Source organism: Enterococcus sp. PLH-Efm8 (assembly GCF_053011625.1).
The window spans coordinates 1,993,013-2,017,951 of sequence record NZ_CP172568.1; the positions used below are offsets into that span (position 1 = coordinate 1,993,013).

The following is a 24,939-nucleotide window of genomic DNA, read 5'->3' on the forward strand; positions in this document are numbered from 1 at the left end:
TCTTTTTCTTTAATTTTTTCTTTTTGAGGTGTAGAATGTAATCGTAGATAAATAGGAAAGGTGGTTTTTTCTTGAATAATCAATCCAATAAACAATTTCATAAGCATCGACTTATTGAACATACAAATGGTTTATCTTTAGCTGAAGTAAATGGAACAGTTGATGTACCAAAGGGGAAAAGTTTTTTTAAAACACTTCTTGCTTACTCTGGACCTGGTGCGTTAGTAGCAGTTGGGTATATGGACCCGGGTAACTGGTCTACTTCGATCACCGGAGGACAAAATTTCCAATATTTATTGATGTCAGTTATTTTGATGTCTAGTCTGATTGCTATGCTTTTACAGTATATGGCAGCAAAATTAGGAATCGTGAGCCAAATGGATTTGGCACAGGCAATCCGAGCACGCACAAGTAAGACATTAGGTGTCATTTTATGGATCTTGACTGAATTAGCCATTATGGCAACAGATATTGCAGAAGTCATTGGTGCAGCAATCGCCCTCTACTTACTTTTTGATATTCCATTGGTGATTGCCGTCTTTATTACTGTATTAGATGTTTTCGTTCTCTTACTACTGACAAAAGTCGGGTTTCGTAAGATCGAAGCACTGGTTGTCTGCTTAATTTTCGTCATTTTATTCGTTTTTGTCTATCAAGTTGGCTTGTCTAACCCAGATTGGCACAGTTTATTTGCTGGCTTTATCCCTAACAGTCATACATTCTCAGACTCACCGGTCATCGGCGGCGAAACTCCGCTGACTGGAGCTTTAGGGATTATTGGTGCAACAGTCATGCCGCATAACTTATATCTTCATTCAGCAGTTTCACAAACTCGGAAGATCGATCACCAAAACGAAGAAGATGTAGCACAAGCTGTACGTTTTTCTACTTGGGATTCTAATATCCAGTTGTCAATGGCTTTTCTAGTCAATGCACTGCTATTGATCATGGGTGTCGCTGTCTTCAAAACCGGTTCTGTCCAAGATCCTTCCTTTTTTGGTCTGTATGAAGCTTTATCTGATCCATCAGCTATGAGCAATGGTATTTTGATTGCTGTAGCAAAATCTGGTATCTTGTCCACTTTATTTGCTGTAGCACTTCTTGCTTCTGGCCAGAACTCTACTATTACTGGTACGTTGACCGGTCAAGTCATCATGGAAGGATTCATCCATATGCGTATCCCGATTTGGCTAAGAAGACTGGTCACACGATTGCTTTCTGTGATTCCTGTATTGATTTGTGTTTTGTTTACAAGTACAAAAGGAACGATCGAAGAACATGCCGCTTTGAATAACTTAATGAATGAATCCCAGGTGTTCTTGGCTTTTGCGTTGCCGTTTTCGATGATTCCTTTACTGATGATGACCAACAGCCAAGCGGAGATGGGTAGCCGATTTAAAAATTCATTCATCGTAAAACTTCTTGGCTGGTTCTCTGTGATTAGTCTAACTTACTTGAACTTACGAGGATTACCAGGACAGATCGAAAGTTTCTTCGGCGAGCAAGCCACTTCCGCTCAACTAGCATTGGCTGATCACATCGCTTATGTAATCATTGTTCTTGTCCTTCTCCTGTTGGCATGGACGATTGGTGATTTATATAAAGGAAACAAAAAATATGAACAGCTTTTGCAGGAAACGGTAGAAGAAATCGAATAAAAACTGATTTTTCCACACAAAGACCCTTGATAGTTAGGTTAAAAATCTAGCTACCAAGGGTCTTTTTATTTAGAAGATAAAGCTTTTTTCAGATTTAATTTACTGAAAACTAGCATGCTTGTTACTACGATGAATTGCGTTAATGGCACGCCTGCACCAGTGTAGACACTTAAAAAATAGTCCTTTTTTTCTGGCGCATAAGAACAAAACCATGAGACACCGAAAAGAAAAACCAATTGTGTCAGTATTAATCCGGTGACCACAATCAAAGAGGAACTATAATAGGCACGATCAGCTTTTGCAAATACGGTTCCTAGTATCATAAGTAATATCCCTGCTATTGAAGCAATCAGCACGGGAATAGCCAGAACTTGGTAAATTTTTATGATGACATTCGCGACTTTTGCTGATTTTGTTAATTGGAAATTAGGTGTTCTCGGTTCATTACTATCGATCCAATTCTCCATTAGCGGAAGGTTTAATAATTCTTGAGCCTGTTTGACTTGTTCTTGCGTTCCGAAACTATAATTTCCTCCTTGATGGAAATCTTTATATCGCCATGCATAAGCGTATCCTGATTGAAGGAAATCGAATACGATTGGCAGATCACTCATCGTCTTTCCATCTCCTGATCCCATCAGATAGAACTCTTTTTTCTTTTTGATTGTTCCCTTGTGATAGGCTTCTTCTAATTCTTGGTTGACTTTTTTCCAAAAATCATTGGTTTCTTTTGCATTGTTTTGGTAATAACCAGATTCGCTTACCACATCTCGCAATGCCCAAAAGATGATATCTCCGGGTAATTCTTTTACTTTTCCACCTTGAGTCCACGCGTGAGTCGTATATAATTCGTCAATACGGGTAGAAACAGTATGGAATGTAGGAGATGCGGCTAATGCTTTATTTAGTGCAGCATGTGAGACCCATATCTCACTGTTTTCTTTATTCAAGTTCGTTTCATCATCTATTCGGATCAGTTGTTTCATCAAACGTCCAAATTCTCCACTGGAACGGTCATTGATGGTTGCAATACCGTATGTTGTCTCATTTTTATATTCGATCCATTGATAGACGATGGAAAAGCCAACTATAGGAAGTAAAAACAATGAAAGTTTCAGCCATTCCCGTTTCGAGAGAAGAAAGAGTCGTTTTTTTAACTTCTTTACTTCTTTGAAAGAAAAGTCTTGCCCTAGCAAGATCTGGACGAAACTGATACCCAAAGCTACTACAGTAAAAGGAAGAAGCCAGATAGAATCTTCGCGAATGAACCAAAAGAAAGGAAAAGCGACAGAAAGCCCTAAAAACCATGGCAGCAATTTTCTGCTAGAACCGTATTTGCGGTAATAAATAGCTAATAAACAAGCGATAATGATCTCAACAGCCGGAATCACGAGGGCATTACGATATGTTCGAGTGGAATATTCATGTGTAAAACTAATCGGAGAAAACAAAAAATAAAAATAGATACTTAAAAGAAGATACTTGTTCTTCACAATCGGTTTAAACGCGAGTGCAACCAATATACTGGCAAAAATACTGAACATGCCGAACAAAACTGCATAAGAAAGATGCAGTTTATGTGCAAGTACTAAAAATAAGCTGTAGGAGATTCCTTTGGAAAGTGTTGTAGTCGTATACTCCCCTAGCCATTTACCGTCCAAAATATTTTGAGCATAGCGAATCAGCAGCTGGTCATCATAGGTTGCCGACATGTCTGTTCCATAGATTGCTTTACTATATAAATACAAACGAATAATTGTAAATAATAGGGCTATGCCAAGAATAAAGTATGTATGTTTCTTTTTTAGTTGGTTGATCAAGGGTTTTAAAGTGTTCAGCATCTTTTCGTCCTTCCAATCACGTTTTGCCACTTGCTTGTGAAACTTTTCGTTTTTTTACTTTTCTACCAGTATACCTTGTTTGTCTAAATTTAAAAAGAGGGGGGAGAAGATGCATGATGAAAAAGACTGCAAAAAGTACTCCTTTGTTTCTTAAACAAAAAAGGACAAGGCAATGTGCCTGGTCCTTTTTTGCTGCTGTCAGATAGAAAATCTTAGAGTATCACTTCTTCTGCTAATAACTCAGGAAACACTTCTGGATCGAATGTTTGCGCTTTGAACATGGCGATTTCTTTTCCATATGGTGCGTAAGCTTTCTTTTTATCTTTGCCTACATAGGGAGTTTCCAAGATTTTCGAAATATTGTCAAACATTGGATCATGGACGATCTTATTCAGCGTGTCGAATCCGATTGTTCCAAAACCAATATTGGCGTGCCGGTCTTTATGCGAACCTTGCGGATTTTTAGAATCATTGATATGGAGTACTTTAAGCCGATCTAACCCGATGATCTTATCAAACTCTTCCATTACACCTGAAAAGTCTTCTTTAATATTATAACCGGCATCATTCGTATGACAGGTGTCAAAAGTAACGGATAATTTTTCATTCAATTTTACTCCATCGATGATTTGCGCTAATTCCTCAAATGTTCGACCGATTTCCGTACCTTTACCTGCCATTGTCTCCAAAGCGATTTGTGCCGTCTGTTCTTTTGTCAAAACTTCATTCAAGCCTTCAATAATTCTAGCAATTCCGGCTTCTGTTCCTGCCCCTACATGAGCACCTGGGTGAAGTGTAATTTGAGTAGCGCCTAAAGCTTCCGCACGAACAATCTCTTCTCTCAGAAATTGGACGGCAAAAGGAAACATTTCTGGTTTGATCGTATTCCCCAAATTAATGATATAAGGGGCATGAACGACGATATTTGTTAGACCTTTTTCTGCCATGTACGCTTTTCCGGCATCAATATTCATCTCTTCGATGGCTTTTCTTCTAGTGTTTTGAGGGGCGCCTGTATAGATCATAAAAGTCGAAGATCCATAACTGGCTGCTTCTTCTGCTGCTCCTAACAGCATTTTCTTTCCGCTCATGCTGACGTGTGAGCCTAATAACATGGATGGATTCCTCCTTGAAAGGCAATTGTTACTAACAATTCCTATATATTGGTAAGATGATATACAAAGAAAATGATTGATTTTTCTTTGCCCTGTTCTCCATAGTAACTGAAATTTTCTCTAAAGAAAAGCTTAAGAACTCTTTTATAATAAAGATCATTTTCTCACGTTTTAACTCTTTTAAAAAAGAAATTCCTGCCAAAAACAGCCTTGTCTGTTTTTTTGTTCTATTATTTGCTATAATTAGCGAAATAAAACCATTAGTTGAGGTGACCCTTTTGCCACGCAAAAATACTCGAAAAAAACAGAATAGAAGAAAAAAAGAAAAATGGTTTGTTCCTAAGATTATTTTTAGAGTTTTTCAATCATTGACTGTTTTTATTACTGTTCTTCTTTTGATGTTCGCAGCTCTAGGTATTGGAATAGGCGCTGGCTATTTTGCCTATCTCGTCGAAGACACACAATTGCCGACTAAAAAAGCACTGCAGACAGAACTAGGAAACATTACAGAAACGTCAAAGATTGTTTATGCAGATAATACAGAGATATCAAAAATCCAGACAGATCTGATGCGCACGACTATTTCATCTGATAAGATTTCACCTTTATTGAAAACTGCAATTATCAGCACAGAGGATGAATACTTCGATAAACACCAAGGTTACGTTCCTAAAGCTGTTTTACGAGCATTAGTATCTGAAGCTACTGGTATTGGCTCTTCTGGTGGATCAACTTTGACACAGCAATTAGTCAAACAGCAGATCCTTACAGATGAAACAACATTCAAACGTAAAGCAAACGAGATCATTCTTTCTGCACAAGTAGAAAAATACTTTTCAAAAGATGAGATCATTGCTACGTATTTGAATGTCTCACCATTTGGTCGTAATAATAAGGGACAAAACATTGCTGGAGTCCAGGAAGCTGCAAAAGGAATCTTTGGTGTAGATGCAAAAGATGTGACGCTGCCGCAAGCTGCTTATATCGCTGGATTACCCCAAAGCCCGATCACGTATAGTCCATACACGAACACAGGCGCGCTAAAAGAAGATCTTTCTGCCGGCCTTGCCAGAAAAGATTTTGTTTTATTCAGTATGTATCGTGAAGGCCAAATTACGAAAGAACAATACGAAGAAGCAAAAGCCTATGACCTTACAAAAGACTTTCTACCACAACAAATCGCAGAACAGACTGACAGAGAATTCTTGTATTATACTGTGATGAATGAAGCAACAAGAATCATTGCACAACAATTGGCTGAAAAAGACAACGCTGATATGTCTGATTCATCGGTCAGTGACGCTTATTATCAAAAGGCACAGCAAACGATCCAAAATAAAGGATATACAATCCATTCGACAATCGATAAAGATGTCTATGCTGCATTGCAAAATGGCGTTGAAAATTATGGATACATGTTAGATGATGGTGCTGGCAGTCAAGTAGAAACCGGAAATGTATTGATGGATAACAGAACTGGCCGCATCTACGGATTCGTTGGCGGACGGAATTACAGTCAGAATCAAAATAACCATGCCTTCGATACAGAACGTCAAGCTGGCTCATCAATCAAACCAGTTCTTGTTTATGGACCTGCAATCGACATGGGGCTTATCGGATCAGAATCCCGTGTATCAGATTATGCAACAACTTGGCAAGAAGGAGAAAATGCTGGCGAGAAAATCGTCAATGCTACTAACGAAGGATCGAACACCTTCCAAACCGTCCGTGAGTCACTAGAATGGTCCAACAATATCCCGGCTTATCACTTATATCAAGATGTGTTGAATTCCGGTGGATCGAAACAATATGCTTACGAGCACTACTTGGCAAAGATGAACTACCCGGCAAATGACAATTGGGGCGTTGAATCTGCTCCTTTAGGTACAGTAGATGTCACGACGCTTCAACAGACCAACGGATTTCAGGCTTTAGCAAACGGCGGCGTCTATGAAGAAGGCTATATCATCGATTCCATCACAGATAACGCAGGAAATGTAATTTATAAACACGAAAGCAACTCTGTCCGGATCTATTCGGAAGCAACGGCATCGATCATGAATGACATGATGCGTAGTGTGATCAATGCAAAAATCACTACACCATTCAAAGATGCCATCTCAAGCTTAAACGGAAATCTAGGAAAAGCAGATTGGGTCGGAAAAACTGGTTCTACCAATGAATACCGAGATTCATGGCTAATTGTCTCTACTCCGTCTATTACCATCAGTAGCTGGGCAGGGCACGATGACAATACTGGAATGGACAGCAAAGCAAGGATACGTTCGGCTAATTATCTTGCCAATCTGATCAATCAAGCTTACCAAGCAAAACCTGACATTTTTGGCACTGATGAGAAATTCGAATTATCATCTGATGTGATGAAGAAAAAAGTATCTGGATTTACTGGTCAAACACCTGGAAAAGTTACTGTCAATAAAAAATCCATCCAAACACCAGGAAAAACAGTTGAATCGCTATGGGCGAAAAATGGACCGAAGAAAAGCGCCTTTAAATTTGGCGTTGGCGGTACCGATGAAAACTATACAGATTACTGGAACACCGCTTCAGCTTATGCAAGAGCGAATCAAGCAACTAAAGAATCAGATGAGAAAGATGATTGATTTAATAGAATACACAGTAATAAGGGATTGTGACAATAGTATTGTCACAGTCCCTTATTTTTTTGATGGTGGTGAACAAAATGCAGCATCTATACACGGATTGTTTTATATACGATAAATGTAATTTCAACCACTTTCTCTCTTTTTTAAGACACAAAAAAAGGATTATAACAAAATTTTGTCATAACCCCTTTTCCCAAATAAACGGTGTTCTCCTGCCAACTCCGAATCACGAGTCACAATATTCATCAAACATGAGATGCTGTTTTTTGAAATTGCTCCTTGTAACGCAGAGTTAAACGGCAGGCACACAACCTCTGAATGGTTGTCCTTTTATTATTTTGTAGATCCTTTTTCTTCGATTCCATAAGGCAAGATAATCGTTTTTTCTTCGACTTCTTCTTTATTCATCATTTTCGTCAATAGGCGCATAGATACCGCCCCTAAATCGTATAATGGTTGTGTGATACTTGTTAAACGAGGACGAGCTACTTCTGTCAGTAGTGAATTGTTACTTGTGATGATTTCGAATTCTTCCGGTACTTTCACGCCACGGTCTAATAAACCATCCAAAATACCGATGGCTAATTCATCATCTGAAACATAGACAGCTGTTGCACCGCTATTATGGATCCGATCGACTAGAGATAGACCATCTTTGAAGTTGTATTGTGCTTCAAAGATCAATCCTTCGCTATATGGTAGGTTATTTTCGCTTAATGCTTCTTTATAGCCTTTCAGACGATTTTGTCCATTGATGGGATCGATCAACGCACCACTGACAAAAGCGATTTTTTTATTGCCGCTTTTTGCCAATTTGTTTACTGCATCTTTTGTTGCGGATACATAATCAATGTTTACGCTACCTACTTGTTCATCTGGATCAATAGAGCCAGCTAATACAACAGGAGTTTTTGAACGTGAAAATTCTCCACGGATTTCGTCTGTGATATGGTGACCCATGAAGATCACGCCGTCCACTTGCTTAGCCAGTAAGTTATTCAATACATTGACTTCTTTTTGGTCGTTGCCATCTGAATTTGCTAAGATAATATTGTATTTGTACATTGTTGCCACATCATCGATACCACGTGCTAAAGAAGCAAAGAACATATTGCTGACATCAGGGATGATTACACCAACTGTTGTTGTTTTCTTACTTGCCAAGCCACGCGCAACTGCGTTTGGACGATAATCCAAGCGATCGATAACTTCCAAGACTTTTTTTCTTGTTGCTGGTTTAACGTTTGGATTGCCATTTACGACACGTGAAACAGTAGCCATCGAAACATTTGCCTCTCTCGCTACATCATAGATAGTGATTGTTTGCTTTTCCATTTGTGTTCTCCTATTCATATTTTATATGTTTTCTGAAAATACGTCTTACATTTCTAAAATAGAATATCAAATAATCTCAAGAATTGCAACCGTTTTATCTCTGTTTTCATGAAAATTTTTACTTTTTTCAGTTTTTAGAACGTTGGTCTTTTAATAAATCAGTGGTACAATTATTGAATACAAAATTAATTTAGAAAGTAGGTTGCCAAATGAATAACGTAAAAATCAATGAACTACGTCAATGGATGGCACAACACCAAGTCGAATTGGCTTATATCAGCGACCCTGGCCACATCGCTTACTTTTCCGGATACGAAAGTGATCCTCATGAGCGTGTACTAGCTCTTTTTATCCCTCTTGAACAAGATCCTTTCCTTTTCACTCCTGCTTTGGAAGTTGAAGATGCTCAAAACAGTAGTTGGGCGTATGATGTCCGTGGCTATTTAGACAGCGAAAACCCTTGGGAGATCATCGGAAAAGAACTTCGTGCTCGCTATGGTCAGCCTGGCAATGTAGGGATTGAAAAGAACGCCTTGACTGTCGAGCGCTTCGATGCTATCTCTGATATCTTGACGGGAACGGATTCTTACACTGATCTAACTTCCATCATCCAACGTCTACAACTGATCAAAACTCTAGAGGAAAAAGACAAACTGATCGAAGCTGGTAAATGGGCCGATGTTGCATTTGAGATTGGCTTTAAAGCAGTGAAAGAAGGCGTGACTGAACAAGCGATCATTGCAGAAATTGAATACCAATTGAAAAAACAAGGTGTTTCACAAATGTCTTTCGACACATTAGTCCTTGCAGGAGCAAATGCTGCAAGCCCTCATGGTACACCAGGAAATACGAAGATTTCACCGAATGAACTTGTGTTATTCGATCTTGGCGTTGTTTGGAATGGCTATTGCAGTGATGCTACTCGTACAATTGCTTATCAAAAACCAACCGACTTCCAAGAAAAAATCTACAACATCACTCTTGAAGCACAGCTTGCCGCACAAGAAGCCGTCCGTCCAGGTGTGACAGCAGGTGAACTTGATCAAATCGCACGAAACGTGATCAACAGCTATGGCTACGGCGAATATTTCAATCACCGTTTAGGTCACGGGATCGGAACAACCGTCCACGAATTCCCTTCCCTTGTAGAAGGAAATGACTTAGTAATCGAAGAAGGGATGTGCTTCTCTCTTGAACCAGGAATCTATATTCCTGAAAAAGTAGGGGTACGTATCGAAGACTGTGTATATGTGACAAGCGATGGCTGTGTGCCATTCACGACTACACCAAAAGAATTACTTGTTTTAGAAAAATAAGAGTAAAAAAGGTGAGAGCTAGTCCGCTCCCACCTTTTTATTCTATAAATTTGTGATTTTAGTGATTTGTAGATGAATCTGTCATTGTATCTTTTATTTCTTTTTTAGCTTCTTTCGCATCTTCTTTTGCCATTTTCATCATTTCTTTTGAGTCATCTGCAACTGGTTTTGCTTCTGACATTCCTTCATTGACAGTATCTCCTGCTTTACCAGCAGCGTCTTTTACATCAATCATGATATCTTCTGAAGTATCTTTAGCAATACTTCCTAATTCATCTGCAGGTTTTTTCATATCTTCTGCCGTTTTTTTGAAACGATTAGATAAGTCAGCTGATTGTTCTTTAAGATTTAACAAGATATCGTCAGATTCACTTCCTGCTTCATCTGCTGATTCACTTACTTTTTGTTTGACACTACCTGCTAGATCACCTGCTTGTTGAGAAAGATCTTGCGCTTTTTCTTTTGCAATACCTGTTAACTCAGTCGATTTTTCTTTCGCCATATCTGTGTAATCTGAAGCCATATCCATCAAATCATCCGCTTGGGCAGCTAATTCATCCCGAAGTTCTTTACCAGATTTTGGTGCTAACAATAACGCGGCGATTGCTGCGGCTGTGCCTCCGACTACTGCACCTAATAAAAATCCACCTTTTTTAGCCATTTTTATTTTCCTCCTGTCGTTTCAGTATGTTTTTTGTTTTTAAAAAATTTCATCGCTGTCCCACCGACTTTTCCGGCAACCGTCGCTTTAGCTGTCGTTTTACCGATTCCGCCGACTTTCGTCGCGATGTTTTTACTAGAATGATTAAGTTCTGATACACTTTCACTTAAATCAGCAACTGCTGTGAACAATGGATCGATCGTTGCGACTTTTCCATTGATATCCAAGAGCAGTTCATTACTTTTGACCAGTAAGCCTTCTACTTGTCTAGACAAAAGATCTACGTCTTTTGTGACGATTTCGATCGTCGTATTTGCTTCTGCTACAGTCTGATCTACTTTTTCTAAAGTTTTAGAAACTTGCAACAACACACGAACGATAAAAACGACAAGTATCGCAAAGGCGATTGCTGCGATCAATCCTGCAATTTCTCCTCCTGACATGATCAAACTCCCTTCTTGTCTCTCTTTTCTATAAGGATAGCATTTTCGTGTTTTTTAAACAAATAAAAACGAGCTTCAACTACTTTTTATTCAATTAGCAGCTGAAGCTCGTTAGAAAAAAGGGTTATTTTTTCTTTTCTTCTTTGATTTCTGTTATTCCTTTTGGATTATGATCGATCTTGCTTCCTTCTGCTTCTAATGTTTTACCTAAAGACAGGATGTACTCACGTAAAGGTGCACCTACTTCTGGATGTGTTAGACCATATTCAATACTTGTTTTCATAAAACCAAATTTGTCACCGACATCGTAACGTTTACCTGTGAATTTACGGGCAAATACGCGTTGTGTTTTATTCAATGTATCGATTGCGTCAGTTAGTTGGATTTCATTTCCGGCTCCTGGTTGTTGCTCGGACAATACATCAAAAATTTCTGGAGTCAATAAGTAACGTCCAATAATAGCTAAATCACTTGGTGCTTTGCTTGGATCTGGTTTTTCAACAAAGTTTTTGACATTGTATAACCCATCTTCCAATACTTCTCCTGGATTGATAATTCCGTATTTTGAAGTTTCATCATGAGGAACTTGCATAACGGCGATCGTAGAAGCATGAGTACGTTCGTAATCATCGATTAATTGCTGTGTCAATGGTACTTCGTCTTCCATTATATCATCGCCTAGCATAACGACAAATGGTTCATTTCCAATAAAGGCTCTTGCTTGAAGAACGGCATGTCCTAAACCCTTTGGATGAGATTGACGGATGAAATGCAAGTTGACATCTGTCGTTTCTTCTACTAATTTCAATAATTCGGTCTTTCCTTTTTCACTTAGGTTTGTTTCTAATTCAATATTTGAATCAAAGTGATCTTCGATTGGTCGTTTAGCTTTTCCTGTAACGATCAAGATGTCTTCGATACCTGATTTCAACGCTTCTTCAACGATGAACTGGATTGTTGGTTTATCAACAATTGGCAACATTTCCTTTGCCATAGCTTTTGTTGCTGGTAAAAATCTTGTTCCTAATCCTGCTGCTGGAATAACTGCTTTTTTAACTTTCATATACATTCGCTCCTTCAAAAAATTGTTAATGAGAATTCATTTTCTTTTTTTCCATCACGTAACATGATTTCTTTTGCGGCTGTTTTGATTTCTTTTTGTTCATACAGCACTTCATAGATTGTTTGAGTGATGGGCATTTCGATTTCCATCATTTGGGCTAGTTCCATCGCTGCTTGGGTAGTATTCACACCTTCAACGACCATTCCCATATTGGCTAGCACCTCTTCTAGGGGCTGCCCTTGTCCTAACAAGTTGCCTGCGCGCCAGTTCCTAGAATGAACACTTGTGCAAGTAACGACTAGATCGCCTATTCCGCTTAATCCGATAAAGGTCAGCGGGTTGGCACCCATTGCTACACCTAAACGGCTGATCTCAGCTAATCCGCGCGTCATGATTGCTGCCTTTGCATTATCGCCAAACCCTAAGCCGTGAATAGCGCCAGCACCAATAGCAATAATATTTTTCAAAGCTGCCCCCATCTCTACACCGATCACATCAGGATTGGTATAGATCCGAAAATAATTATTCATGAACAGCTCTTGTACATATTTTGCTGCTTTTGCATCTGTACTTGCAGCTGTGATCGTAGTGATGTCATGTTTTGCTACTTCTTCTGCATGGCTTGGTCCAGAAAGAACAACAACAGCTTTTCTTTTTTCTGCTGGGATTTCCTCTAACAAGATGTCAGAGATCCTTTTATGTGTTCCCTGTTCTAATCCTTTACTTGCATGGATGATCACTGGCTTTGTATTCAATTTAGGCACTAGTTCTTTTGCAACAGAACGTATTGCTTTCGTTGGAATGACGAATAGCACCGCATCTGCGTCTTTTACTGCATCTTCCATATTGGTGAATGCTTGGATGGAATCGGGTAGATAATGATCTGGTAAATAACGTTGATTCGTGTGTTGGGTGTTGATTTCTTCTACTTGTGAAGCACGATGTCCCCAAATCCGAACGTCATGTCCGTTTTCGGCGAGGACTTGTGCCAAAGCAGTACCCCAAGAGCCTGGTCCTAAAACCGCTACTCTATAATTCATTTTACCACTCCTGAAATTTTTTTCATTTTTAACGCTCTAAAAATCAGATAATTTGTTGATTTTTTCCTAATGAGCGGTCATAATCCGGTAAATTTCCTTTTTTTCTGCGCCAAATAAATAGAATCAATGTACCGACAAATAACACAGCAGATAATAATTGAGAAATACGGATCACACCTAAAAAGTAAAGACTGTCTGTACGTAATCCTTCAATAAAGAAACGCCCGAAACTATACCACATTAGATAACATAAAAGGACTTCGCCTTTTTTCAAAAGGTGTGGTTTCTTTCGTAAAAACAAAAGCAAAATAAATCCAATCAAACTCCAAAGTGATTCATAAAGAAATGTTGGTTGACGATAGATCCCTTCGATATACATATTATCAATGATGAATTGCGGTAAATGCAGACTTTCTAAGAAGCTTCGCGTCGTGTCTGGTCCATATGCTTCGTGGTTCATGAAATTTCCCCAACGACCGATTGCCTGTGCTAATAATACACTTGGTGCAGCGATATCTAAAAAAGTCCACAAAGAAATAAAATGATATTTAGTAAAAAAATACAGCGTGATCGCGCCTGCAATCAGTCCGCCATAAATAGCTAAGCCTCCTGAACGGATATTGAATATTTGGATTGGATCAGCTATATACTGGGGAAGATCAAATAAAACATAATATAAGCGAGCGCCAATAATGGAGATAGGCAATCCCCACAACATAAAATCTGTCACATCATCTGCTTTTAATCCTACCCGAACAGCCTCTCTGCTGCTAAGCCACATAGCGATAATGATACCTGATACGATGATCAATGCATACCAGTAGATAGGAATCCCTACAAGCTCAAAAGCAACTCGATTGATTTGTGCTAACATATTGTCACTCCTTGCTAGTCGTTGCCTGAGTTTTCTTCAATCAAGCGACTTAATCTTTCTTCAAATGTTTTCGTTGCGTCAAAGCCCATTGTACGTGCACGGAAATTCATCGCGGCTACTTCAATGATGATTGCAACGTTTCGTCCTGTTTTGACAGGGATTTTTATTTGTGGAATGCCCACTTCCGCGATTTCAACGGTCGTGTCTTCAGAGCCCAGACGGTCGTATTTCTTATCTTTTGCCCATGCTTCCAGATAAACAGCCAACTGGACTTGCATAGAGCCACGTACCGCACTCGCACCAAAAAGATTCATTACATCAATGATCCCGATTCCTCGGATTTCAATCAGATGTTCCAGGATTTTAGGCGGTTCTCCGATCACCGTTAATTCATCTTGCTGATAAACATCTACTCGATCGTCTGCGATCAATCGATGGCCGCGTTTGATCAACTCCAACGCTGTTTCACTTTTTCCTATCCCACTGTCACCTTGAATCAGTACACCTAATCCGTAAACATCCACTAAAACACCGTGGACACTTGTTCGAGGGGCAAGGCGACCATCTAAATAACTGGATAATTCTCCTAATAAACGAGAAGTTGAGATGGGAGAACGCAGTACAGCTATCCCATTTTCATTTGCTGCCTGGATCATTTCTTCTGGAGCTGGTAATCCTCTTGAAATAATAAATGCGGGCATATCTTCACTACATAATCTTCTCATGATGATCAAACGCTCTTCTGGGATCATCCGTTCCGCAAAACTGATTTCTTTACTGCCAAATAGCTGTAAACGATTATGGGAATAATAATTAAAATAACCAGTCAACTCTAGTCCTGGGCGTGAGATGTCCCCAGTTACGATGACACGGTCTAAGCTTTTCTCGTCGCCTGTCACGATTTCCAAAGATAATTTTTTCACTAATTGGCTAACTTTTACAACTTCTGACATTCATGCTACCTCATTTCTATTAGAGTGTTCTCTATCATTTTATCATTGTCTAGCCAAAAGTACTACCAATTAAAAAAAACGTTTTTATTTAATTACCAATGTAATAGAAAACGCATTCCTGATTCTAAATAAAAAAACTGCGCCGATAGTTCGGCACAGCTTTCTTTTATTTTCTACTGTTATGTTCGCTGACAATTACATTGACAAGCGACATCAAGATAGCTACTAACAACGCTGCACCGAATGAAGAAAAACTAAAATGTTCTGCTCCCACAAAAAAGGAGGTCATTTTAAGAATCGCTGCATTGATAACAAACGTAAACAATCCCAATGTGACTAATGTAAAGGGCAGGGACAGTATCGTCAAAATCGGTTTGACAAACATATTCAACACAGACAATACGAAGCTGGCAAGAACGGCCGTCCAAATACTGCTCACATGGACCATCGCAGGAAAAAGAACAGCCAATGATATGAATGTTAACGTATTAACTAAAATACGTTGAAAGTACGACATTAAAAGTCACTCCATTCGTCATCATCGATTTTTTCCGCTTCTTTGCGTTTTTTTGTTTGTTCACGAGTTTGTTCACGATAATTGTTTTTTTCATAATATGCATTGTTATGTCCATAGTTTGTTCGTGCAGAACGCGCAGATGGGATAATCAAAGCTAATAAAATGTATAAAATAATTGGACTTCCAAAAGCAACTAAGCTCAGGAATACATAAAGCACACGGATAACAGTCGGATCAATCCCGATGTATTCTCCTATTCCTGCTAAAGTCCCTGTCAAAACAACATTTTTATTAGATTTTGTCAACTTTTTTTTCATCATGTCTCACCTCTGTTCTACTATTTTAAATGAAGAAAATCGTTGTGACAACCTTCTTCTTAATCGGTGTCTTTCTGCAAAATTCTCGGTCACAAATTACCATATTCATAAAACGTGACGAGCTTTTTCTGAAATTATTCCTTGTGACTCGGCGATAATTGGCAGGTTCATAATCTCTTGGTAAACGGTGTTCAAGAGATAGACTATCGGCAATAAGGCACAATTTTGTAAAATAGGGGAAGCTATTTTACAAAATCGCTTCTTATTGCTCAAGGCTGAACATCTCTTTCACAACCTCTTTATTTATCTGTATCTTTTAAATAGATACTTCCTGTTGTCGTTGAAAGTTGCACTTGCGCGATTTCACCATCTGAAACACGACGGAATTGCAACATTTGGTTTGTCCGTTCTTTTTTCTCACGAACTACTTCGTAATTGGACAGACGGCTGTTGATACTTCCAAGACTTGTTTTAGCATGTCCTTCCAAACCGATGCCATCTGGTAAAGCGACTTTGACATTTCCGTTCACTGAACTTGCTTCTACTTTTTTCAAATTATCTTCTTTAATCGTAAGACGTACATCACCATTTACCAAAGACACAGAAAGGTTTTCTGCTGTCGCACCAAATGTCACTGTACCATTTACTGTTTCGATAATAGAATCTAAGATGTTCCCGTTTCGAATATCGATATTGCCGTTTACACCTTCTACTTCCAGCATCGTTGCAGTTAATTGGTCCACGATGATGTTACCATTCGTAGATTTTGTATAAATATCTTTAGCTTCCAATGTTTCAATCATGATGTTGCCATTTAGAAGTTTAATAGCTGCGTGGTCGTATACTCGTTTAGGTAAGTAGAAAACAAGGTCTGCACGCACACGTTTATTTGGAATTTGGAAGGAGATATGATCTTCATTAACCTCAATCTGGCTCCGTTCAGAGAATGCTTCAAATGGTTCAGCACCCATTTTTCCGTAAAGTTTGATCTTAGCTTCAACTTTCACATCGTTGCTGTCCCACGTTTTTAACGTCACGTTTCCGTTTGCTGCCTTGATATCAAGGATACTTGCTGCAGGAGCTTCATAGTAAAATTCATGCTCAAATTTCGTTGTCGCAATCCCAGGGACACGTAAGCTGACATCTTTCCATTCCATGTTGTCATTCACTGTTTCTGAAACAGTTTGGAATGTTTTCTTCAAGAATTTGCCTAACTGTGATCCAGCTTCTGACATTTTTTCGCCTACTTGATTCAGTGTATCTGTTGCTTGATCTTTCCAATCATCTGGCAATTCAAACTTATCAGTAAACGTTTCTTTTTTCTCAGACCATTGATTCTTACGGATATCTTTTAATTCTGCTTCTAATTTCAATTGTTCTTCTAACAGTGTATCGCCACTAGCTTCTAATTCTTTGATTTCTGCTTCTAACGTCTGACGCTGTGCTAATTCTTCTTCTGTCAACTCGCCTAATTCTTCTTTTGTATTCAGCTGCATCAATGCTTCCTGTTTCTCATTGCGTGCTGCCTTATTGTCAGCGAATTGAGCATTTACTTCATCTAGACGCGCCGAAGTTTTATTCGCTTCAGTTGCTAGTTCATCTAAGATCTTTTCTAAGTTTTCTTGATCTTGTCTTTCTCTTTCCTTTGGATCAACTGGCTCAGAAATTTCTTCTTCGCCGTTTTCAAGTTTATCGATCAATTGACTTGCCTGATCTTTTTCTTTATGACTAGCAGTTACCTTGTCTGCTTCTTTTTTGATTTGCTTTTCGTCTTTTTCAGTTGCCATGCTTTCTAATAAATCTAAGCCTTCTTCAGTCGAAAGGATTCCTTTTTTCACTAAATCTAAAATACGTTCTCTTTCTTTCATGGAAATTGCCTCCTTAAGCAAAATTGTTTGCAAGCTTTTCCTTACATCCATATTATGCACTGATTCAGTAAAAATGTCATAGGACTTAAGTTGTAACTTTTACTCCATCTTGAGTTGTTCTTTCTTTTTTGTAAAGAGATATGCTGTAGTCACGCAGGTTAAAGGAAGAACAAGTAGTGCGGACAATGTGGTAAGAATAGCCATCGTATATTCTAGAACAAATGATTTTTCATTGATCACTTGCTGAAAAGGAATGTCTAAATCAATAAACCAGAGGATCAACGCTAAAGAACTTCCCATGAATGCAAAAAGAAGTGTCATTACTGTTGACGCCAATATTTTTTTAGCAATAGCGAAACTAGAATGGCGCAATTGGTAAAAAGATAATTGCGGATTTGCCTGATATACTTCGAATGTCCCACTAGAAATTGCTACACTCGCATCTAAAACAGCACCACTAAGACTAATCAGAAGCAACGATCTCGTAAGTAATCTAAAATCAATCGCTAAAGTCTTATCTAAGCCAGATAATTCTTCTAGTTCTACCGATGTAAAACCTTGGATTGCTAAAAAATCAGTGATAGGAAGCAATAGTAGGAAACAAAATAAAAAGATCAGTATACTCACAAAAGCTGCACGCATTTTTAGATTATAACCGTTGATAAAAAATAAGATAACCACAGCAATCAATAAAAATCCTATGACCGACAATGCCAGTATCGGCCACTTCTGATGATAACCGAATAACAACAGGAAAAAGATCCCTAAATTGATGAATAAGCCTAAAAGAATATACATACCTTGCGTACCGCCAATAAGTAGCACGCTGATTGCTAAAATCCCAACAAGTATAATAAGTACATTCATCGTTTCAGCCTCCTTACAGTCAGAAAAAAGAGGACCGAGATAGGGATCGATAATACTATTCCTAAGCTGCCAGCAATGACGCGTAAAAATTCCAATGATAAATGCTGTTCTATCGTTTCTTTGAACGACCATTGATTTCCTAAATATAAAAGAAGCGATGGAACTGACCCACTGATATAGACGAACAAAAGGATATTGGTCATCGAGCCAATCACATCTCGACCCACTTGCCTTCCTGAAAGCCATAACTGTTTCGCTGTTATTTCTGGTTGTCGCTTAGTCAATTCTTCTAATGTCGCAATGACTGTGATAACGGTATCGAGTGTTCCTCCAGCTGTTCCAATCAGTACGCTAGAAAGAAAAACAGAACGATACGGTCGTGTCAGATAATTCAGTTCCTCATAGCGCAGTCCTTGGTCTTTCCAATGATTCATTGTCAAAAGACAAATAAAAAATGCTAAAAAAACACTCGTAACTGCAGCTGAAATTTTGATTATACTGCTTCTATTCCATCCATCTAAAGCCAATATGCTAATAATCATCCCTATAACGACGAACAGGATAGATATATTTAATAGAGAAATCCCTTCTGTTTTAGTAAAGATGAGCAACAAAAGTAAAAGTAAAACGATATTGATGATGAGACTTCCTAAAGCAAATAGACCCTGTTTTCCACCAATAAGCAACATGGCGCCAATGAAGATACTTGTGAAGAAGAAAAGCCAGCCATCATTTTTTTTTGCTACTAGCTGCCATTCATCTCCATGCATTTGGACTAGATACATTTGTCTCGCTTTTATATTTGCTGTTTCTATTTGATTTTTTTGATAAGGAACCGATAAATAAATCGATTCTCCTTTTTGATCCGTGTTCATCAGTTTTCCTGTAATCAATTGATGATCCTCTTTTATTCGTACTTTTTCTATCTCGATGACAGGTACTTCATATAAAGCGGCTTGATGCTGAATAACCCATGAAGTAAGCACACAAATAAAAAATATAGTGATGATGCTAATTTTTTTTTGCATTCTTTATCCTTTCTATGAAATGATGAAAAGGGTTTGTGACATGTTTTGTCACAAACCCTTTCCCGAATAAACGGTGTTCAAAAGCTTGCATCTGCGGTAATAAGTCCAGCCAAACGAAAAATATGAGGAGCTATTTTTTGTTTGACTGTTCTTATTACTTGATGCAGAACAGCTTTTTCACAACCGCTGATTTCACAACCTCTTTTCCTAAACAAACGGCATAATCACAGCTTCAGTTTAGAAAATCTCATTGTGGTTCGTATTTAACTCAGTGATTTTCCCTGTAGCCAAGTAGACGATCCATTCACAGATGTTTGTCACATAGTCTCCGATCCGTTCTAGATAACTGGCAACATTCAAGTAGTCTGTTCCACTGATGACTGTCTCAGGATTTTCCTGCATATTTTTGATTGTTGCATTATAGATTCGATTGAAATAGTCATTGACTCTTTGATCCATATTGGCGATCGTACGTGCGTCTTTTTCGTCTGTTTTGACATAAGCAACTAGGACGTTGTCCACCATTTTTTTCACATAATCGGACATATCGGAGATCTCTTTTTCGATTTCCGGTATTCTCGTCTGCCCTTTTACGCGAATCGTGGATTTAGCAACAGACACCGCATGATCGGCCATACGTTCTAAATCCGAGCTAGCTTTCATGACCGTAATGATCATACGCAAATCAGTTGTAACTGGCTGTTGCAATGCGATCATTTCAAAACTTTTCTTCTCCAAGCGTGTTTCCATGTTATTGATATTTATATCGTTTTCGATAACTTCTTGGGCTAAGATTTTATCGTGTTTGATGTATGCACGAACTGACTTGTGCACGGCGCTGCTCACCATCATCCCCATTTCGTAGAACTGATTATGGAGATTCAGCAATTCTTCTTCAAATTGTGTACGTAGCATTCCGTTTCCTCCTTATCCAAATCGACCTGAAATATAATCTTCTGTCTCTTGTTTTTCTGGATTCATGAATATCTTCTTCGTATCATTGTATTCGATCAAGTGACCATCTAAAAAGAATGCCGTCTTATCTGAAATACGTGAAGCTTGAGACATATTATGGGTCACGATGATCATCGTATACCGCTCTCTTAATTCTAACAGCATACTTTCGATTTTCCCAGTAGAAACAGGATCAAGCGCACTTGTTGGTTCATCCAATAAGATGATTTCCGGATTAACTGCCAAAACACGTGCGATACATACACGCTGCTGCTGCCCACCGGATAAAGATAAAGCACTTTTATGCAATTTGTCTTTCACATCATCCCAAACAGACGCTGCCTTCAGGCTTTCTTCAACTACTTGATCAAGGACTTTTTTATCTTTTTCCCCTTTTAATTTCAATCCATAGATGACATTTTCATAGATAGAAAAAGGAAATGGGTTTGGCTGCTGGAATACCATGCCGATTTCTTTTCTTAGTTCAACAACATCTGTTTTTGGACCATAGATGTCTTTGTCTTTATATAAAACACTTCCGGTGATCGTTACATTCGGAATCAGGTCATTCATCCGGTTCAAAGAACGCAGATAAGTGGATTTTCCGCAACCAGAAGGACCGATCATCGCAGTGATTTCCCCTTGATTGAAGCTTAGATCGATCCCTTTTAGTGCTTCTTTCTTTCCATAATACAGATGAAGATCTTTAGATGAAATAATCTCTTTTGTCATGTTGAGGCCTCCGTCTTAACCAAAATGACCGGACACATAATCTTCGGTTGCCTGAATTTTTGGTCTGGTAAATATCTTGTTAGTTTTGTCATATTCCATTACTTTTCCTAAATAGAAAAAGGCAGTATAGTCGCTGATACGAGCTGCTTGTTGCATGTTATGCGTCACGATGATGATCGTATAGTCTTCTTTCAAGTTTACAAGTGTTTCTTCAACCGTTCCTGTCGAAATAGGGTCCAAAGCACTTGCCGGCTCGTCTAGCAGCAAGATATCAGGTTTCATCGCGATCGCACGAGCAATACATAAACGTTGCTGTTGCCCGCCAGATAAAGCCAAGGCACTTTTGTCCAAGCTGTCTTTTACTTGGTCCCACAAGGCAGCTTGTTTCAAGCTTGTTTCAACGATTTCATCTAATTTCTTTTTGTTTTTTTCGCCGTGCTGTTTCAAAGCAAATGTAATATTGTCATAAATCGACTTGCTGAACGGATTAGGACGTTGAAAAACCATGCCAATCCGTTTGCGCATCTCATAAACATCCACTTGAGGCGCATTAATATCTACGCCTTGATACATGATTTTCCCAGTGATTTTCGTATTAGCGATCCCATCATTCATTCGATTCAACGAACGAAGATACGTAGATTTTCCGCAGCCGGAAGGACCAATCAGTGCAGTGATCTTATTTTTTTCAAATTCCAGATCCACTCCTTTGATTGCTTCATTGTCGCCATACCAGACATGTAGATCATCCGTATATAGTGCTACTTCTTTCTCTTTTGGCATGGTGATGACATTTGTTTCATTCCAGTTATATTTTTTCATTTTGCTTCTTCTCCTTAGGCTGAAGTCATTTTTCGGTATAATCGTTTGCCAATCGCACGAGCGCCGAAGTTGAACAGTAAAACAGCAATAATCAACACGGCAGAAGCGCCAGCCGAAACAGAAACACCATCAGGCATCGTGCCTTCTGTATTGATCTTCCAAATATGGACAGCTAATGTTTCAGCTTGACGGAAAATGCTGATCGGGCTTGAAACACTTAATGGATTCCAGTTCGTAAAATCTAACGCAGGTGCACTTTGTCCAGCCGTATAGATCAATGCAGCTGCTTCACCAAAAATTCTTCCAGAACTTAGGATCACACCAGTCAAAATCCCTGGTGTCGCTTCTGGAACCACCACTTTTATCACTGTTTCCCAGCGTGACAAACCTAAGGCCAATCCTGCTTCTCGTTGTGTGTAATGGACCGCTTGTAAAGACTCCTCAACTGTTCTAGTCAAAAGAGGCAAGTTGAATACAGTCAAAGCCAATGCACCAGAAATAATCGAGAAACCATACTGGAATTGAATAACGAAAACCAAGAAACCGAATAAACCGACAACGACAGAAGGCAACGAGCTCAAGATTTCAATCGACGTGCGAATCACATCTGTTAGCCAGTTTTTTCCAGCATATTCTGAAAGATAGATACCCGCACCTAAAGAAATAGGAAAACTGATGATCATCGTGATCAAAAGCAAATAAATCGAGTTAAATAGCTGGATCCCGATTCCACCGCCTTCTTGGTAGGCTTTGGAAGGTTCGGTCAAGAAGGACCATGAAATGTGCGGTATTCCCCGAACTAAGATATAAAGTAGTAAAGCTGCTAAAATCAATACGATGATCCCCGAAACTATATATAAAACACCTGTAGCAATTTTATCTGAGCGTTTTGCGTTCATTATTTCAGCTCTCCTTTCTTCCCAATCATACGGATCACGATATTAAAGAATAATGACATCAATAGCAAGATCAGCGCTAATGACCATAACACATTATTTTCAACTGTTCCCATGATTGTATTTCCGATTCCCATTGTTAAGATGGACGTCAATGTAGAAGCAGGAGTAGTAAGACCTGTTGGCATCAATGCTGCATTACCGATGACCATTTGGATAGCTAAGGCTTCACCAAACGCACGAGCCATACCAAAAACGACTGCTGTTAAAATCCCGGGCACGGCTGCTCGTAGCACGACTTTGTAGATTGTTTGCCATCTTGTGGCACCAAGCGCTAATGAAGCTTCCCGATAGTGCCGTGGCACTGCCTTTAATGCATCAACAGTCATCGTTGTGACAGTCGGCAAGATCATAACGAACAACACAAATGTACCAGCTAAGATACCAAACCCAGTCCCGCCAAAAATACTTCTGACAAAAGGCACGATAACTGATAAACCGATAAAACCATAAACGACAGAAGGAATACCTACAAGCAGCTCGATGACCGGCTGTAAGATCTTCGTTCCGTTTTTAGGAGAGATCTCCGTCATGAATACTGCTGCACCAATGGCAAATGGCGTGGCAACGATAGCAGATAAAAAGGTCACAATAAACGAACCTGTGATCATAGGCAATGCCCCTACCATTGGTTTCCCATTTGCTCCGATTTGGCTTGGATTCCAATCTGTACCAAACAGAAAATCAAATACATTGATCTTATCAGTAAAAAAGGTGGCCAATCCTTTACTAGCTACAAAATAAAAAATAGATAATACAACCAACACGATCAGCGCGATACATAAAAAACTGATGAATTTTCCACGCTGTTCCATTTTTGAACGTTTTGATTTTGTTAATAATACTTTTTTCACATCTTCCACAGATGACTCCCCCTTAATCAGGTTTAACATACTCACTCAGTGTACAAATTGAACATCAATTTGGTTTTAATAACATGTAAAAGTTTAGCTAAGTTTGTAAATTTTGTGTAAAGATTACTCTTTAACGATATTTCCTTGCCAATCACGTTCGACTTTCATATGAGAAACAGGGATATAACCTAGTTCTCCAACGATGTTATCTTGTACTTCATCAGATAAGATATAGTCTAAAAATTCTTTTGTCAGTTTTTTTGGATGATCTCTTGTGTACATATGCTCATATGCCCAAATCGTCCATTTGTTCGTTGTCACATTTTCATCTGTCGGTTCTACACCGTTAACATTCAACGTATCTACATCATCGGAAACATAAGAAAAAGCAACATAGCTGATTGCACCGGGTGTGTCGGCAACGATCTGGCGCACCATTCCGCTTGAATCTTGTTCTTGTGCCTGAACAGCTGTTTCTCCGTCCAATACCCATTTTTCAAACGTGCTACGGGTTCCGCTTCCTGAAGCGCGGTTCAATATAACTACTGGCTGATCTTTTCCACCGACTTCACTCCAGTTTTTGATCTCGCCTGTAAATAGTTTTTTCAGGTTTTCCATACTGATGTCTTTTACGCCAATATCCTTGTTCACAATAGGAGTGATCCCAACAACTGCTACTCGATGATCGACTAATGCTGAGGCATCGATCCCCGATTTTTCTTCCGCAAACAAATCAGAGTTTCCGATGTCGACTGCTCCTGACTGTACTTGAGACAAACCAGTTCCGCTTCCGCCCCCTTGTACATTGATGAATTTTCCAGGATTTTCTGTCTGGTAAGTTTCAGCAACTGTTTCTACTAAAGGCTGTAAAGCAGAAGAGCCAACAGCCGTAATGGATTCTCCTCGATCAATCCACTTTGAACAGCCTGATAAAAGAATAGCTAATCCTATTATTGGTAAGAATAATTTAAGTTTTTTCATTAGAAATCTCCTTTAATCCTAAAGTATGTTTATTTTATCATTTTCATTACTTGATGAAAACGAATCAAAATCATTAAATAACAAAATAAATTCTCATAATTGTAAAAAAAACTATCT

Annotated in this window: 23 protein-coding genes; 3 read left to right on the forward strand and 20 right to left on the reverse strand. The window is 38.8% G+C overall.

Going from position 1 to position 24,939, the window contains the following annotated elements; translation table 11 throughout:
- The first annotated feature begins 71 nt into the window (after positions 1–71).
- Entirely contained in the window at positions 72–1,658 is a 1,587-nt protein-coding gene (locus tag ACIFUW_RS09880; RefSeq protein WP_002296138.1) for an Nramp family divalent metal transporter, read from the forward strand.
- 65 nt (positions 1,659–1,723) lie between these two features.
- Here ACIFUW_RS09880 and ACIFUW_RS09885 read toward each other — a convergent pair whose 3' ends face one another.
- On the reverse strand, positions 1,724–3,499 hold the full coding sequence (locus ACIFUW_RS09885; protein ID WP_002294959.1) for a hypothetical protein: 1,776 nt from the start codon (positions 3,497–3,499) through the stop codon (positions 1,724–1,726).
- Positions 3,500–3,711: 212 nt separating this feature from the next.
- Positions 3,712–4,614: a deoxyribonuclease IV gene (locus ACIFUW_RS09890; RefSeq protein WP_002296136.1), complete on the reverse strand. Its 903-nt coding sequence runs from the start codon at positions 4,612–4,614 to the stop codon at positions 3,712–3,714.
- 278 nt (positions 4,615–4,892) lie between these two features.
- Between ACIFUW_RS09890 and ACIFUW_RS09895 the strand changes: the two genes are divergently transcribed.
- Positions 4,893–7,238 carry a transglycosylase domain-containing protein gene (locus ACIFUW_RS09895; protein ID WP_002296135.1) on the forward strand — a complete coding sequence of 782 codons (2,346 nt, stop codon included), beginning with the start codon at positions 4,893–4,895 and terminating at the stop codon, positions 7,236–7,238.
- Between the two features lie 336 nt (positions 7,239–7,574).
- On the opposite strand, the gene ccpA is transcribed toward ACIFUW_RS09895, so the two are convergent.
- Positions 7,575–8,576, reverse strand: coding sequence for a catabolite control protein A (ccpA, locus tag ACIFUW_RS09900; RefSeq protein ID WP_002291653.1), 1,002 nt, complete (start codon positions 8,574–8,576; stop codon positions 7,575–7,577).
- Between the two features lie 209 nt (positions 8,577–8,785).
- Between ccpA and ACIFUW_RS09905 the strand changes: the two genes are divergently transcribed.
- The gene (locus ACIFUW_RS09905; protein ID WP_002296134.1) at positions 8,786–9,892 is read left to right on the forward strand and encodes an aminopeptidase P family protein; all 1,107 of its coding nucleotides are present in this window, start codon (positions 8,786–8,788) and stop codon (positions 9,890–9,892) included.
- A 58-nt stretch (positions 9,893–9,950) separates the two neighbouring features.
- Here ACIFUW_RS09905 and ACIFUW_RS09910 read toward each other — a convergent pair whose 3' ends face one another.
- From ACIFUW_RS09910 to ACIFUW_RS09990, 17 genes are all read right to left on the reverse strand, one after another.
- Entirely contained in the window at positions 9,951–10,553 is a 603-nt protein-coding gene (locus ACIFUW_RS09910) for a YtxH domain-containing protein (protein WP_002296133.1), read from the reverse strand.
- Between the two features lie 2 nt (positions 10,554–10,555).
- Positions 10,556–10,996 carry a DUF948 domain-containing protein gene (locus ACIFUW_RS09915; RefSeq protein ID WP_002289575.1) on the reverse strand — a complete coding sequence of 147 codons (441 nt, stop codon included), beginning with the start codon at positions 10,994–10,996 and terminating at the stop codon, positions 10,556–10,558.
- A gap of 124 nt (positions 10,997–11,120) precedes the next feature.
- Positions 11,121–12,059, reverse strand: coding sequence for a UTP--glucose-1-phosphate uridylyltransferase GalU (gene galU / locus ACIFUW_RS09920; protein ID WP_002289574.1), 939 nt, complete (start codon positions 12,057–12,059; stop codon positions 11,121–11,123).
- 14 nt (positions 12,060–12,073) lie between these two features.
- Positions 12,074–13,099, reverse strand: a complete 1,026-nt coding sequence (locus ACIFUW_RS09925) for an NAD(P)H-dependent glycerol-3-phosphate dehydrogenase (RefSeq protein ID WP_002296128.1) — start codon at positions 13,097–13,099, stop codon at positions 12,074–12,076.
- A 43-nt stretch (positions 13,100–13,142) separates the two neighbouring features.
- A complete protein-coding gene (lgt, locus tag ACIFUW_RS09930) occupies positions 13,143–13,973 on the reverse strand; it encodes a prolipoprotein diacylglyceryl transferase (RefSeq protein ID WP_002289570.1) in 831 nt (276 codons plus the stop codon).
- 14 nt (positions 13,974–13,987) lie between these two features.
- Positions 13,988–14,926: an HPr(Ser) kinase/phosphatase gene (hprK, locus tag ACIFUW_RS09935; RefSeq protein ID WP_002289568.1), complete on the reverse strand. Its 939-nt coding sequence runs from the start codon at positions 14,924–14,926 to the stop codon at positions 13,988–13,990.
- Between the two features lie 166 nt (positions 14,927–15,092).
- Positions 15,093–15,443 carry a phage holin family protein gene (locus tag ACIFUW_RS09940; protein ID WP_002289566.1) on the reverse strand — a complete coding sequence of 117 codons (351 nt, stop codon included), beginning with the start codon at positions 15,441–15,443 and terminating at the stop codon, positions 15,093–15,095.
- Positions 15,443–15,763, reverse strand: coding sequence for a PspC domain-containing protein (locus ACIFUW_RS09945; RefSeq protein WP_002294972.1), 321 nt, complete (start codon positions 15,761–15,763; stop codon positions 15,443–15,445). The genes ACIFUW_RS09940 and ACIFUW_RS09945 overlap by 1 nt, the downstream gene beginning before the upstream one ends.
- A 296-nt stretch (positions 15,764–16,059) precedes the next feature.
- Complete coding sequence (gene liaX, locus ACIFUW_RS09950) at positions 16,060–17,628, reverse strand: daptomycin-sensing surface protein LiaX (RefSeq protein ID WP_002289495.1); 1,569 nt, start codon at positions 17,626–17,628, stop codon at positions 16,060–16,062.
- A gap of 99 nt (positions 17,629–17,727) precedes the next feature.
- Complete coding sequence (locus ACIFUW_RS09955) at positions 17,728–18,495, reverse strand: YibE/F family protein (RefSeq protein ID WP_002294975.1); 768 nt, start codon at positions 18,493–18,495, stop codon at positions 17,728–17,730.
- A complete protein-coding gene (locus ACIFUW_RS09960; protein ID WP_002296593.1) occupies positions 18,492–19,523 on the reverse strand; it encodes a YibE/F family protein in 1,032 nt (343 codons plus the stop codon). The genes ACIFUW_RS09955 and ACIFUW_RS09960 overlap by 4 nt, the downstream gene beginning before the upstream one ends.
- Positions 19,524–19,760: 237 nt before the next feature.
- The gene (gene phoU, locus ACIFUW_RS09965; RefSeq protein WP_002289490.1) at positions 19,761–20,438 is read right to left on the reverse strand and encodes a phosphate signaling complex protein PhoU; all 678 of its coding nucleotides are present in this window, start codon (positions 20,436–20,438) and stop codon (positions 19,761–19,763) included.
- A gap of 12 nt (positions 20,439–20,450) precedes the next feature.
- Complete coding sequence (gene pstB, locus ACIFUW_RS09970) at positions 20,451–21,209, reverse strand: phosphate ABC transporter ATP-binding protein PstB (protein ID WP_002289489.1); 759 nt, start codon at positions 21,207–21,209, stop codon at positions 20,451–20,453.
- A gap of 15 nt (positions 21,210–21,224) precedes the next feature.
- Positions 21,225–22,031 (reverse strand): phosphate ABC transporter ATP-binding protein PstB, encoded by an 807-nt coding sequence (pstB, locus tag ACIFUW_RS09975; protein ID WP_002289486.1) that lies wholly within the window; start codon positions 22,029–22,031, stop codon positions 21,225–21,227.
- A gap of 14 nt (positions 22,032–22,045) precedes the next feature.
- Positions 22,046–22,930, reverse strand: a complete 885-nt coding sequence (gene pstA / locus ACIFUW_RS09980; protein ID WP_002296590.1) for a phosphate ABC transporter permease PstA — start codon at positions 22,928–22,930, stop codon at positions 22,046–22,048.
- Complete coding sequence (gene pstC / locus ACIFUW_RS09985; RefSeq protein ID WP_002292761.1) at positions 22,930–23,850, reverse strand: phosphate ABC transporter permease subunit PstC; 921 nt, start codon at positions 23,848–23,850, stop codon at positions 22,930–22,932. The genes pstA and pstC overlap by 1 nt, the downstream gene beginning before the upstream one ends.
- A gap of 114 nt (positions 23,851–23,964) precedes the next feature.
- Positions 23,965–24,822 (reverse strand): phosphate ABC transporter substrate-binding protein PstS, encoded by an 858-nt coding sequence (locus ACIFUW_RS09990; protein WP_002292763.1) that lies wholly within the window; start codon positions 24,820–24,822, stop codon positions 23,965–23,967.
- Between the last annotated feature and the right edge of the window lie 117 nt (positions 24,823–24,939).

Excerpts from the sequence above, each read along its gene's own strand:
- ACIFUW_RS09885 (WP_002294959.1), bottom strand. The coding sequence starts at position 3,499 with ATGCTGAACACTTTAAAACCCTTGATCAACCAACTAAAAAAGAAACAT.
- ACIFUW_RS09890 (WP_002296136.1), bottom strand. The coding sequence starts at position 4,614 with ATGTTATTAGGCTCACACGTCAGCATGAGCGGAAAGAAAATGCTGTTA.
- ccpA (WP_002291653.1), bottom strand. The coding sequence starts at position 8,576 with ATGGAAAAGCAAACAATCACTATCTATGATGTAGCGAGAGAGGCAAAT.
- ACIFUW_RS09905 (WP_002296134.1), top strand. The coding sequence starts at position 8,786 with ATGAATAACGTAAAAATCAATGAACTACGTCAATGGATGGCACAACAC.
- ACIFUW_RS09910 (WP_002296133.1), bottom strand. The coding sequence starts at position 10,553 with ATGGCTAAAAAAGGTGGATTTTTATTAGGTGCAGTAGTCGGAGGCACA.
- ACIFUW_RS09915 (WP_002289575.1), bottom strand. The coding sequence starts at position 10,996 with ATGTCAGGAGGAGAAATTGCAGGATTGATCGCAGCAATCGCCTTTGCG.
- galU (WP_002289574.1), bottom strand. The coding sequence starts at position 12,059 with ATGAAAGTTAAAAAAGCAGTTATTCCAGCAGCAGGATTAGGAACAAGA.
- ACIFUW_RS09925 (WP_002296128.1), bottom strand. The coding sequence starts at position 13,099 with ATGAATTATAGAGTAGCGGTTTTAGGACCAGGCTCTTGGGGTACTGCT.
- lgt (WP_002289570.1), bottom strand. The coding sequence starts at position 13,973 with ATGTTAGCACAAATCAATCGAGTTGCTTTTGAGCTTGTAGGGATTCCT.
- hprK (WP_002289568.1), bottom strand. The coding sequence starts at position 14,926 with ATGTCAGAAGTTGTAAAAGTTAGCCAATTAGTGAAAAAATTATCTTTG.
- ACIFUW_RS09940 (WP_002289566.1), bottom strand. The coding sequence starts at position 15,443 with ATGTCGTACTTTCAACGTATTTTAGTTAATACGTTAACATTCATATCA.
- ACIFUW_RS09945 (WP_002294972.1), bottom strand. The coding sequence starts at position 15,763 with ATGATGAAAAAAAAGTTGACAAAATCTAATAAAAATGTTGTTTTGACA.
- liaX (WP_002289495.1), bottom strand. The coding sequence starts at position 17,628 with ATGAAAGAAAGAGAACGTATTTTAGATTTAGTGAAAAAAGGAATCCTT.
- ACIFUW_RS09955 (WP_002294975.1), bottom strand. The coding sequence starts at position 18,495 with ATGAATGTACTTATTATACTTGTTGGGATTTTAGCAATCAGCGTGCTA.
- ACIFUW_RS09960 (WP_002296593.1), bottom strand. The coding sequence starts at position 19,523 with ATGCAAAAAAAAATTAGCATCATCACTATATTTTTTATTTGTGTGCTT.
- phoU (WP_002289490.1), bottom strand. The coding sequence starts at position 20,438 with ATGCTACGTACACAATTTGAAGAAGAATTGCTGAATCTCCATAATCAG.
- pstB (WP_002289489.1), bottom strand. The coding sequence starts at position 21,209 with ATGACAAAAGAGATTATTTCATCTAAAGATCTTCATCTGTATTATGGA.
- pstB (WP_002289486.1), bottom strand. The coding sequence starts at position 22,031 with ATGAAAAAATATAACTGGAATGAAACAAATGTCATCACCATGCCAAAA.
- pstA (WP_002296590.1), bottom strand. The coding sequence starts at position 22,930 with ATGAACGCAAAACGCTCAGATAAAATTGCTACAGGTGTTTTATATATA.
- ACIFUW_RS09990 (WP_002292763.1), bottom strand. The coding sequence starts at position 24,822 with ATGAAAAAACTTAAATTATTCTTACCAATAATAGGATTAGCTATTCTT.